Annotated in this window: 11 protein-coding genes; 10 read left to right on the top strand and 1 reads right to left on the bottom strand. The window is 55.6% G+C overall.

What is annotated here, in order from left to right:
* The first annotated feature begins 108 nt into the window (after nucleotides 1-108).
* A complete protein-coding gene (rihA, locus tag ACQG1K_RS06455) occupies nucleotides 109-1,050 on the top strand; it encodes a pyrimidine-specific ribonucleoside hydrolase RihA (RefSeq protein WP_063201377.1) in 942 nt (313 codons plus the stop codon).
* A 67-nt stretch (nucleotides 1,051-1,117) separates the two neighbouring features.
* Here rihA and ACQG1K_RS06450 read toward each other — a convergent pair whose 3' ends face one another.
* Nucleotides 1,118-1,600, bottom strand: coding sequence for a zinc ribbon-containing protein (locus ACQG1K_RS06450; RefSeq protein ID WP_032621827.1), 483 nt, complete (start codon nucleotides 1,598-1,600; stop codon nucleotides 1,118-1,120).
* Nucleotides 1,601-1,814: 214 nt separating this feature from the next.
* Between ACQG1K_RS06450 and leuS the strand changes: the two genes are divergently transcribed.
* From leuS to rlpA, 9 genes are all read left to right on the top strand, one after another.
* Nucleotides 1,815-4,397, top strand: a complete 2,583-nt coding sequence (leuS, locus tag ACQG1K_RS06445) for a leucine--tRNA ligase (protein ID WP_015571136.1) — start codon at nucleotides 1,815-1,817, stop codon at nucleotides 4,395-4,397.
* 14 nt (nucleotides 4,398-4,411) lie between these two features.
* Nucleotides 4,412-4,981, top strand: coding sequence for an LPS assembly lipoprotein LptE (lptE, locus tag ACQG1K_RS06440; RefSeq protein ID WP_022647432.1), 570 nt, complete (start codon nucleotides 4,412-4,414; stop codon nucleotides 4,979-4,981).
* A complete protein-coding gene (gene holA, locus ACQG1K_RS06435; protein WP_063138041.1) occupies nucleotides 4,981-6,012 on the top strand; it encodes a DNA polymerase III subunit delta in 1,032 nt (343 codons plus the stop codon). Before lptE ends, holA begins: the two co-directional genes overlap by 1 nt.
* Entirely contained in the window at nucleotides 6,005-6,670 is a 666-nt protein-coding gene (gene nadD, locus ACQG1K_RS06430) for a nicotinate-nucleotide adenylyltransferase (RefSeq protein ID WP_063853988.1), read from the top strand. Before holA ends, nadD begins: the two co-directional genes overlap by 8 nt.
* A 268-nt stretch (nucleotides 6,671-6,938) precedes the next feature.
* A complete protein-coding gene (gene rsfS, locus ACQG1K_RS06425; protein ID WP_003858696.1) occupies nucleotides 6,939-7,256 on the top strand; it encodes a ribosome silencing factor in 318 nt (105 codons plus the stop codon).
* A gap of 3 nt (nucleotides 7,257-7,259) precedes the next feature.
* Entirely contained in the window at nucleotides 7,260-7,727 is a 468-nt protein-coding gene (gene rlmH, locus ACQG1K_RS06420; protein ID WP_003858701.1) for a 23S rRNA (pseudouridine(1915)-N(3))-methyltransferase RlmH, read from the top strand.
* 28 nt (nucleotides 7,728-7,755) lie between these two features.
* The gene (gene mrdA / locus ACQG1K_RS06415; protein ID WP_015571138.1) at nucleotides 7,756-9,657 is read left to right on the top strand and encodes a peptidoglycan DD-transpeptidase MrdA; all 1,902 of its coding nucleotides are present in this window, start codon (nucleotides 7,756-7,758) and stop codon (nucleotides 9,655-9,657) included.
* A gap of 2 nt (nucleotides 9,658-9,659) precedes the next feature.
* Nucleotides 9,660-10,772, top strand: a complete 1,113-nt coding sequence (mrdB, locus tag ACQG1K_RS06410; RefSeq protein ID WP_022647428.1) for a peptidoglycan glycosyltransferase MrdB — start codon at nucleotides 9,660-9,662, stop codon at nucleotides 10,770-10,772.
* Between the two features lie 16 nt (nucleotides 10,773-10,788).
* Nucleotides 10,789-11,895: an endolytic peptidoglycan transglycosylase RlpA gene (gene rlpA, locus ACQG1K_RS06405; protein ID WP_367075677.1), complete on the top strand. Its 1,107-nt coding sequence runs from the start codon at nucleotides 10,789-10,791 to the stop codon at nucleotides 11,893-11,895.
* Nucleotides 11,896-12,016 lie beyond the last annotated feature (121 nt).

The following is a 12,016-nucleotide window of genomic DNA, read 5'->3' as shown; positions in this document are numbered from 1 at the left end:
CGCAATCTGTGGATTGCGCACTGCTTCACGCTTTAGATCTCTTTTTCTATTCGGCGTCACATCGCAGCGTTAACCTTGTCACAAATAATGCTAAGAATGGAGAACGCCATGGCACAGCCTATTATTCTCGACTGCGATCCTGGTCATGATGACGCAATCGCACTCGTCCTTGCTCTTGCCTCCCCTGAACTGGACGTAAAAGCTGTCACCTCCTCTGCAGGGAACCAGACGCCGGATAAAACCCTGCGAAACGTGTTGCGCATGTTAACGCTGCTAAAACGCACCGATATTCCGGTCGCAGGTGGCGCCATTAAGCCGCTAATGCGCGAGCTGATCATTGCGGATAACGTTCACGGTGAAAGTGGGCTGGATGGCCCGGCGCTGCCGGAGCCGGGTTTCGCACCACAAAACTGCACTGCCGTCGAGCTCATGGCGAAAGTTCTGCGTGAAAGCGCAGAGCCCGTGACGCTGGTGGCGACCGGCCCACAGACCAACGTAGCGCTGCTGCTGAACAGCCATCCTGAACTGCACAGCAATATCGCCCGTATCGTCATCATGGGCGGGGCAATGGGGCTGGGGAACTGGACGCCAGCCGCGGAGTTCAACATCTTTGTTGACCCGGAAGCCTCAGAAATCGTCTTCCAGTCGGGCCTGCCGATTGTGATGGCGGGGCTGGACGTTACCCACCGCGCACAAATTATGGCGCAGGACATCGAACGATTTCGTACTGTGGGTAACCCGGTTGCAACAACCGTGGCAGAGCTGCTCGATTTCTTTATGGTGTATCACAAAGCCGAGAAGTGGGGATTCCACGGCGCCCCGTTGCATGACCCATGCACCATCGCCTGGCTACTGAAGCCGGAAATGTTTACCACGGTCGAGCGTTGGGTTGGTGTGGAAACACAGGGGAAATATACCCAGGGAATGACGGTGGTGGACTATTACTCGCTGACGGGAAACAAGCCGAATACCACAGTGATGGTGGATATCGATCGGAAAGCGTTTGTGGATTTGCTGGCGGAGAGGCTGGCTTATTATTCTGCGGCCTGATGCCCTCACCCACAGGGAGAGGGAGCAGACACTAAAAACGGCAACGACGTTGCCGTTTTGCTTTTACCTACGGCTCAAACGGCCGACGCTGGAACTGGTCGTGCCCGCATTTCGGACACAGCGACAGCACCTCCGGCGTATAAACGGCGATATGGTGGTGGCACTTCTCACACACCAGGTTCCCCAGCCCCACCACTTCGCCGCTGTGATAGACACCGTGGTGGTTTAAATCCTGGAATACCTCGCGCCACTCCAGTTGGGTTTTATCGGTAATATCCGCCAGCTCCTGCCACAGGCTCTCTTTAATTACCCGCATAAAAACACTGTCGGCGATTTCGTCCTGGCTCTCTTCATAGCTTCGCGCAAACTCTTCCAGGTCGCGGCGCACGGCGCGCGTCACCTCTTCCACTTCGGTTCGCGATAACTCACCCGTTTGCGTCACGCGTGCGCGTGCCTGTTCGACCAACGCGTCGATATCACGCTCGCCGTTACGCAGCCTTTCCGTCAGAGTCGCTACCAGTTCACGGTAAAATTGAGCAACCTTGTTCATCATTTTGCCTCCCGGGTAAGTAACTGTCTCTAATAATAGACCTTATTTCGTCGCCGCTTTGTCAGGTGAAGCACAGACCCGGTAAATTCCTGCAAAGTGCATTTGCGTGAAAGGCTGTTTTGACGCGGGCGTTTGGGCTATGCTATGCGGATCTGAATTACCACATCCATTGGCTACATTTGTAGCTGTATTGAACACAGGACCACTGGCTGCCATGCAAGAGCAATACCGCCCGGAAGAGATAGAATCAAAAGTCCAGCAACACTGGGACGAGAAGCGCACCTTTGAAGTAACCGAAGACGAGAGCAAAGAGAAGTATTACTGCCTGTCGATGCTTCCCTATCCTTCTGGTCGACTACACATGGGCCACGTGCGTAACTACACCATCGGTGACGTGATTGCACGCTACCAGCGTATGCTGGGCAAAAACGTACTTCAGCCTATCGGCTGGGATGCGTTCGGCCTGCCTGCTGAAGGCGCGGCGGTGAAAAACAACACGGCACCGGCTCCGTGGACGTACGACAACATCGCGTACATGAAAAACCAGCTGAAAATGCTGGGCTTTGGCTATGACTGGAGCCGCGAGCTGGCAACCTGTACCCCGGAATACTACCGCTGGGAGCAGAAGTTCTTCACCGAGCTGTATAAAAAAGGCCTGGTCTACAAGAAAACGTCCGCCGTTAACTGGTGCCCGAACGACCAGACCGTTCTCGCGAACGAGCAGGTTATCGATGGCTGCTGCTGGCGCTGTGACACCAAAGTAGAACGTAAAGAGATCCCGCAGTGGTTTATCAAAATCACCGCCTACGCTGACGAACTGCTGAACGATCTGGATAATCTGGATCACTGGCCTGACACCGTTAAGACCATGCAGCGCAACTGGATCGGCCGTTCCGAAGGTGTGGAAATTACCTTTAACGTAGAAAACTACGACCAGACGCTGACCGTCTACACCACCCGTCCGGACACCTTCATGGGCGCGACCTACCTGGCCGTGGCCGCAGGTCATCCGCTGGCGCAAAAAGCGGCGGAAAACAATCCGGAGCTGGCGACCTTTATCGACGAATGCCGCAACACGAAAGTGGCCGAAGCCGACATGGCGACGATGGAGAAAAAAGGCGTTGATACCGGCTTCAAAGCGATCCACCCGCTGACGGGCGAAGCGATACCTGTCTGGGCCGCCAACTTCGTACTGATGGAATACGGCACAGGCGCCGTGATGGCCGTGCCGGGTCACGATCAGCGCGACTACGAATTTGCCACCAAATACGGCCTGACCATCAAGCCTGTTATTCTTGCTGCTGACGGCTCTGAACCCGATCTCTCTGAGCAAGCGCTGACTGAAAAAGGCACCCTGTTTAACTCCGGTGAGTTCAGCGGCCTGAGCTTCGAAGAGGGCTTCAACGCCATTGCCGACAAACTGGCATCCCTGGGCGTGGGCGAGCGTAAAGTGAACTACCGTCTGCGCGACTGGGGCGTTTCCCGTCAGCGTTACTGGGGTGCGCCAATCCCAATGGTGACCCTGGAAGACGGCACCGTGATGCCAACGCCGGAAGATCAACTGCCGGTGATCCTGCCGGAAGACGTGGTCATGGACGGCATCACCAGCCCGATCAAAGCCGATCCTGAGTGGGCAAAAACCACCGTCAACGGTCAGCCAGCGCTGCGTGAAACCGACACCTTTGACACCTTTATGGAATCCTCCTGGTACTATGCGCGCTACACCTGCCCGCAGTACAAAGAAGGCATGCTGGATTCCGATGCTGCAAACTACTGGCTGCCGGTAGACATCTATATCGGTGGCATTGAACACGCCATCATGCACCTGCTCTACTTCCGCTTCTTCCACAAACTGATGCGTGACGCAGGCCTGGTCAACTCCGACGAACCGGCAAAACAGCTGCTGTGTCAGGGTATGGTGCTGGCAGATGCGTTCTACTACGTTGGCGCGAACGGTGAACGTAACTGGGTTTCTCCGGTTGATGCGATTGTGGAGCGCGACGAGAAAGGCCGTATCGTGAAGGCGAAAGACGCCGAAGGTCATGAACTGGTTTATACCGGCATGAGCAAGATGTCCAAGTCTAAAAATAACGGTATCGACCCGCAGGTGATGGTTGAGCGTTACGGCGCTGACACCGTGCGTCTGTTCATGATGTTCGCCTCCCCGGCAGATATGACGCTGGAATGGCAGGAATCCGGCGTTGAAGGGGCAAACCGCTTCCTGAAACGCGTCTGGAAACTGGTTTACGAGCACACCTCACAAGGTGATGCGCCAGCGCTGAACGTGGCTGCACTGAGCGAAGATCAGCAGGCGCTGCGTCGTGATGTTCATAAAACCATTGCGAAAGTCACCGATGATATTGGTCGTCGTCAGACCTTCAATACCGCAATTGCGGCTATTATGGAACTGATGAACAAGCTGGCAAAAGCCCCGCAGGACGGCGAGCAGGATCGCGCGTTAATGCGCGAAGCGCTGCTGGCGGTCGTTCGCATGCTGAACCCGTTCACGCCGCACGTTAGCTTCACCCTGTGGCAGGAGCTGAAAGGCGAAGGGGATATCGACAACGCGCCGTGGCCAGTGGCGGATGAATCCGCTATGGTGGAAAACACCACGCTGGTTGTGGTGCAGGTTAACGGTAAAGTGCGCGGTAAAATTACCGTCGCGGTCGACGCAACCGAAGAACAGGTTCGCGAGCGCGCAGGCCAGGAGCATCTGGTCGCGAAATACCTTGAGGGCGTTACCGTACGTAAAGTGATCTACGTACCCGGTAAACTGCTGAATCTGGTCGTTGGCTAAGCGCGGGAGGAAACGTGCGACACCTGGCAACAATACTCTTATCTCTGGCGGTGCTGGTCACCGCTGGCTGCGGCTGGCACCTGCGCAATACCACGGCAGTGCCGGCTCAGATGAAAACAATGATCTTCGACTCATCCGATCCGAATGGACCGCTGAGCCGGGCCATTCGTAACCAGCTGCGTTTGAACGATGTTGAGCTGATCGAGAAGGGAACCCTGCGTCAGGATGTTCCTTCGCTCCGCGTCCTGAAATCAACGCTGTCACAAGATACGGCATCGATCTTCCAGGATGGACGAACCGCGGAATATCAAATGGTGCTTACCGTTGATGCGGCCGTTTTAATGCCAGGTAAAGATATTTACCCTATCAATACCAAAGTCTACCGCTCGTTCTTCGATAACCCGCAGACGGCCCTGGCAAAAGACGCCGAACAGCAGATTATCATCAAGGAAATGTATGATAAGGCCGCGGAGCAACTGATCCGCAGACTGCCTGCCATTGCCGCGTCGACGAAAAAAGGCGCTGACGTTATCGAAACACCGGATGCGAGCACGCCGGATATGCCAACGTCGCTGGGTAACTGATGATCAGGTTGTATCCTGAACAACTCCGCGCGCAGCTCAACGAAGGGCTGCGCGCGGCCTATCTGCTACTCGGCAATGACCCCCTGTTACTTCAGGAAAGCCTTGATGCGGTTCGCCATGCGGCAGCCGCGCAGGGTTTCGATGAGCATCATACGTTCCAGATCGATAACAGTACCGACTGGAACGCTATCTTCTCGCTTTGTCAGGCCATGAGCCTGTTTGCCTCTCGTCAGACAATCCAGATCGTGCTGCCAGAGAATGGTCCTAACGCGGCCATCAATGAACAGCTGACCATGCTGGTGAGTTTATTACACGGCGATCTGCTGCTTATCGTACGCGGTAACAAGTTCACGAAAGCGCAGGAAAACGCGACCTGGTTTACCCAGCTTGCTACCAATGCGGTACTGGTCACCTGCCAGACGCCAGAACAGGCGCATCTGCCAAAATGGGTTGCCGCGCGCGCAAAGCTGCACAATCTGCAACTGGATGATGCCGCCAGCCAGCTCCTTTGCTATTGCTATGAAGGCAACCTTCTGGCACTGGCGCAGGCGCTGGACAGGCTCGCCCTGCTGTGGCCCGATGGCAAGCTGACGCTACCGCGCGTGGAACAGGCGGTGAATGATGCCGCGCACTTTACTCCCTTCCACTGGGTTGATGCGCTGCTGTCGGCGAAAAGTAAGCGAGCCCTGCACATACTGCAACAGCTGCGCCTGGAAGGGAGTGAGCCGGTCATTCTGCTCCGCACGCTCCAGCGCGAATTACTGCTGCTGAACAACCTTAAACGTCAGTCGGCACATACGCCCCTGCGCGCCTTATTCGATAAGCATCGCGTCTGGCAGAACCGTCGGGCGATGACCACGGAGGCGATAAACCGCCTGAGCCAGGAGCAGTTGCGTCAGGCAGTGCAACTTCTGATGCGCGCCGAACTGACGTTAAAACAGGACTACGGCCAGTCTGTCTGGGCGGAGCTGGAGAGTCTCTCTTTGCTGCTCTGCCATAAGGCGCTGGCAGACGTATTTATCGATGGGTGATATGCATTCTTTACAGGCAATGTATGGCGGGACCTTCGACCCGGTACACTATGGGCATCTTAAGCCGGTAGAAATCCTCGCGAATTTGATTGGGTTGCAGCGGGTAATCATCATGCCCAACAATGTTCCTCCGCATCGTCCTCAGCCAGAAGCAACCAGCGAGCAGCGCAAAGCGATGCTCGCGCTGGCTATCGCAGATAAGCCTCTCTTCACGCTGGATGAGCGCGAATTGCGCAGGGATACCCCTTCCTGGACATCGCAAACGCTGCGGGAGTGGCGCGCTGAGCAGGGGCCCATGCAACCGCTGGCGTTTATCATCGGCCAGGATTCCTTGCTCAACTTTCCCAGCTGGTACCAGTACGAAACCATTCTGGAAAACAGTCATCTGCTGGTCTGCCGCCGTCCGGGCTACCCGTTGACCATGCGCGACGCGCAGCATCAGCAGTGGCTTGACACGCATCTGACGGACAATATAGAAGACCTGCACAGTCTACCCGCCGGGAAAATTTACCTCGCTGAAACGCCGTGGTTTGATATTTCCGCGACCCTCATCCGCGAGCGTCTTCAGCAGGGTTTAGACTGTGACGCTCTCCTGCCCTCGCCCGTGCTGGCCTATATCCACGCACACGGTTTGTATCAGAAAAGTACAGATGCCTGATCATCACCGGCGAAATTGTCTGTTAATGTTTATCCTGCCTTGACAGGCTAAGCCATACTGATATCCTCCGCTGCCAGACTTTCCCGCCGATCGCTGCTTTACAGAAATTGTTTTACAAAAATGGCGATGCAATCTCAGGCGGAGGGTGGGATGATACCCGCCTTCAAAAGCCGGGCGGTGACATTTGTCCCGCGACTGGCGTCAGTTCAGGTATACTGACTGGCCACGAATTCATAGTTGTACAATCTCATTCACCCAGGGGGAAAACTTGCAGGGTAAAGCACTCCAGGATTTTGTTATCGACAAAATTGATGACCTGAAAGGTCAGGACATCATCGCTATCGACGTTAAGGGTAAATCCAGCATCACCGACTGCATGATCATCTGCACCGGGACCTCAACTCGTCACGTTGTTTCGATTGCTGACCATGTTGTTCAGGAATCGCGCGCGGCAGGGCTGCTTCCGCTGGGCGTTGAAGGTGAAGCGACCGCTGACTGGGTGGTTGTCGATCTCGGCGATGTGATTGTCCACGTCATGCAGGAAGAGAGCCGTCGCCTGTATGAGCTGGAAAAACTCTGGGGTTAATGCGTGAAGTTGCAACTGGTCGCCGTCGGCACCAAAATGCCGGATTGGGTACAAACCGGTTTTACTGAGTATCTGCGTCGTTTCCCAAAAGATATGCCGTTCGAACTGGTGGAAATCCCAGCAGGAAAGCGCGGCAAGAACGCAGATATCAAACGTATTCTCGATAAAGAGGGAGAGCTGATGCTGGCTGCCGCAGGCAAAAACCGCATCGTGACCCTCGATATCCCGGGAAAACCCTGGGATACGCCGCAGCTGGCGCACGAACTGGAGCGCTGGAAGCAGGATGGTCGTGATGTCAGTCTGTTGATTGGCGGACCAGAGGGGTTATCTCCCGCCTGCAAAGCGGCAGCAGAACAAAGTTGGTCACTCTCGGCGCTGACGTTGCCCCACCCGCTTGTGCGGGTTCTCGTGGCAGAAAGTTTGTATCGCGCATGGAGCATCACTACCAACCACCCTTATCACCGCGAGTAATGACTGACCAGGGTAATTTAAGCAGCGGATGAAACTACAGAATTCTTTTCGCGACTATACGGCTGAGTCCGCGCTGTTTGTGCGCCGGGCGCTGGTCGCCTTTACGGGGATTTTGCTGCTTACCGGCGTGCTGATCGCCAACCTCTATAATCTGCAAATTGTCCGCTATACCGATTACCAGACCCGCTCAAACGAAAACCGTATCAAGCTGGTGCCCATCGCGCCCAGCCGCGGCATTATCTACGATCGTAACGGCACCCCGCTGGCGCTAAACCGCACCATCTACCAGATAGAGATGATGCCGGAGAAAGTGGATAACGTGCAGGATACGCTGAACGCGCTGAGAAGCGTTGTCGACCTGACTGATGACGACATCGCTGCGTTCAAAAAAGAGCGCGCACGTTCTCACCGCTTCACCTCTATTCCGGTAAAAACCAACCTGACGGAAGTGCAGGTCGCCCGTTTTGCCGTTAACCAGTACCGTTTCCCCGGTGTGGAAGTCAAAGGCTATAAACGTCGCTACTATCCTTACGGCTCCGCGCTGACGCACGTCATAGGCTACGTCTCCAAAATTAACGATAAAGACGTCGAACGCCTTGATAAAGACGGCAAGCTGGCTAACTACGCCGCAACCCATGATATTGGCAAGCTTGGGATTGAACGTTATTACGAAGATGTCCTGCACGGTCAGACCGGGTATGAAGAGGTTGAAGTTAACAACCGTGGCCGCGTGATCCGTCAGCTCAAAGAGGTTCCCCCACAGGCGGGACATGACGTTTATCTGACGCTCGACCTGAAGCTACAGCAGTATATCGAAACGCTGCTGGCGGGTAGCCGGGCCGCCGTGATCGTGACCGACCCACGTACCGGCGGTATTCTGGCGATGGTTTCTATGCCAAGCTACGATCCGAACCTCTTCGTGGATGGCATCTCCAGCAAGGATTACTCCGGCCTGCTCAACGATCCAAACACCCCGCTGGTGAACCGCGCCACGCAGGGGGTTTATCCTCCAGCCTCAACGGTAAAACCGTATGTCGCCGTTTCTGCGCTGAGCGCGGGCGTCATTACTCGTAATACCAGTCTGTTTGACCCTGGCTGGTGGCAGTTGCCTGGCTCTGAAAAACGCTACCGTGACTGGAAAAAATGGGGTCACGGCCATCTGAACGTGACCAAATCACTGGAGGAGTCGGCGGATACCTTCTTCTATCAGGTCGCCTACGACATGGGTATTGATCGTCTGTCTGAATGGATGAGCAAATTCGGCTACGGACATTACACCGGTATAGATTTGGCGGAAGAACGTTCCGGCAACATGCCAACCCGCGAATGGAAGCTGAAGCGCTTTAAAAAACCCTGGTATCAGGGTGATACCATTCCGGTGGGGATCGGCCAGGGCTACTGGACGGCAACGCCGCTGCAAATGAACAAGGCGATGATGATCCTCATCAACGATGGCGTTGTGAAAGTACCGCACCTGCTGCAAAGCACCGTAGAAGACGGCAAAAAAGTGCCGTGGATACAGCCGCACGAGCCGCCGGTGGGTGACATTCATTCCGGGTACTGGGAAATCGCGAAAGACGGGATGTATGGCGTAGCCAACCGCCCTAACGGGACGGCGCACAAATATTTCGCTGGCGCACCGTATAAGGTTGCCGCGAAATCAGGTACGGCTCAGGTCTTCGGTCTGAAAGCGAATGAAACCTATAACGCACATAAAATTGCTGAACGTCTGCGTGACCACAAGCTCATGACGGCGTTTGCCCCTTATGATAACCCGCAAGTTGCGGTGGCGATGATTCTTGAGAACGGCGGCGCAGGCCCGGCGGTGGGTACCATCATGCGTCAAATCCTCGACCACATCATGCTGGGTGATAACAACACCGAACTGCCAGCTGAAAACCCGGCAGCCGCTGCGGCGGAGGACCAATAATCATGACGGATAATCCGAATAAAAAATCGCTGTGGGACAAGATCCACATCGACCCTGCCATGCTGCTGATCCTGCTGGCTCTGCTGGTGTACAGCGCCCTCGTTATCTGGAGCGCCAGCGGCCAGGATATCGGCATGATGGAGCGTAAAGTTGGCCAGATCGCCATGGGTCTGGTCATTATGGTGGTGATGGCGCAAATACCACCGCGCGTGTATGAGGGCTGGGCGCCCTATCTCTATATTTTCTGTATCATTTTGCTGGTGGCAGTAGATGCGTTCGGTGCTATCTCGAAGGGGGCGCAACGCTGGCTGGATCTGGGAATTGTCCGCTTCCAGCCGTCAGAAATCGCCAAAATCGCCGTTCCGCTGATGGTGGCGCGCTTCATTAACCGCGACGTCTGCCCGCCGTCGTTGAAGAATACCGCCATTGCGCTGGTGCTGATTTTCCTGCCGACGCTGCTCGTGGCCGCACAGCCTGACCTCGGTACCTCGATTCTCATCGCCCTCTCCGGCCTGTTCGTCCTGTTCCTGTCCGGCCTGAGCTGGCGTCTGATCGGCATCGCGGTGGTCCTGCTGGCTGCCTTTATTCCTATTCTCTGGTTCTTCCTGATGCATGATTACCAGCGCCAGCGCGTGATGATGCTGCTCGATCCCGAGACCGATCCGCTGGGCGCAGGCTATCATATTATTCAGTCGAAGATTGCGATTGGCTCCGGCGGCCTGCGCGGAAAAGGCTGGCTGCACGGGACACAGTCGCAGCTCGAATTTTTACCGGAACGCCACACCGACTTTATCTTTGCCGTTCTGGCTGAGGAGTTAGGGCTGGTTGGCATTCTGGTGCTGCTTGCACTCTACGTGCTGTTGATCATGCGTGGGCTCTACATTGCCGCACGCGCGCAGACCACCTTTGGCCGGGTTATGGCGGGTGGATTAATGTTGATTTTGTTCGTTTATGTCTTCGTAAATATTGGTATGGTGAGTGGTATTCTGCCGGTTGTTGGCGTACCGCTGCCGCTGGTGAGTTACGGGGGCTCGGCACTGATCGTGTTGATGGCCGGGTTTGGTATCGTCATGTCGATCCATACCCACAGGAAAATGTTGTCCAAAAGCGTATAAAAATAAGGGGATCGCAATGCGTAAGCAGTGGCTGGGGATCTGCATCGCAGCAAGTTTACTTGCCGCCTGTACAAGTGATGATGGTCAGCAACAGGCAACCGTCGCGCCGCCGCAGCCTGCGGTCTGTAATGGCCCGATTGTTGAAATTAGCGGTGCCGATCCCGTTTATGAACCGCTGAACGCCAGCGTGAATCAGGATTATCAGCGCGACGGTAAAAGCTATAAAATCGTTCAGGATCCTTCCCGTTTCAGCCAGGCCGGCTTTGCTGCCATCTATGACGCTGAGCCAGGCAGCAATCTGACCGCGTCAGGTGAAACCTTCGATCCGATGCAGATCACGGCGGCACACCCGACACTGCCTATTCCAAGCTATGCGCGCATCACTAACCTGGCGAATGGCCGGATGATCGTGGTACGTATCAACGATCGTGGCCCTTACGGCAACGATCGCGTGATCTCCCTGTCACGCGCGGCAGCCGACCGTCTGAATACCTCAAATAATACAAAAGTGCGTATCGACCCGATTATCGTGGCGCAGGATGGTTCGCTGTCTGGCCCGGGCACGGCCTGTACCACGGTCGCGAAACAGACCTACGCCCTGCCCGCACGCCCGGATCTAAGCGGAGGTATGGGGGGCGCTTCAATGCCAGCAGAGCCCGCGCAGCCGCAGGGTGAAGTGCACGCCATCAGCAACGATACGCTACAAAGTGAAGATGCGACAGGCGCCCCGGTGAAAAGCAGTGGTTTCCTTGGTGCACCCACCACGTTAGCGCCGGGCGTGATTGAATCAAATGAACCTGCCCCAGCGCCTGTGCCCGTTGTTGCTGCACCCGCTGCACAACCCGCTCCGGTAACCGCACCTGCTGCTACGCAGACTGCGGCGCCTGCGACGGCGAGCGGCAGCTACGTGGTTCAGGTTGGCGCCGTCAGCGATCGGACCCGTGCAGAGCAATATCAGCAGCGTTTAAGCAAGCAGTTTGGCGTGCCAGGCCGCGTTGAGCAAAACGGTGCGGTATGGCGCATCCAGATGGGTCCGTTTGCCAGCAAATCGCAGGCAGCATCCCTGCAACAGCGTTTGCAGAGCGAGGCGCAGCTCCAGTCGTTTATCGCTGTTGCGAAGTAATTAATCGGTGGTATCCGAAATGTCAGTTTGTGTAAACCACGTTAACACTCTCATGATGAAAGTCGGATGCCTGCCCGTATAGCATTTGCTATAGTAAGGCACTTTTTTTAATTCCATCACG

Origin of the sequence: Enterobacter cloacae complex sp. 402C9 (genome assembly GCF_050030745.1) — a bacterium.
Classification (GTDB): Bacteria; Pseudomonadota; Gammaproteobacteria; order Enterobacterales; family Enterobacteriaceae; genus Enterobacter; species Enterobacter intestinihominis.
The sequence above is the reverse complement of the archived record's forward strand: the minus strand, read 5'-3'. Positions and strand labels throughout refer to the sequence as shown.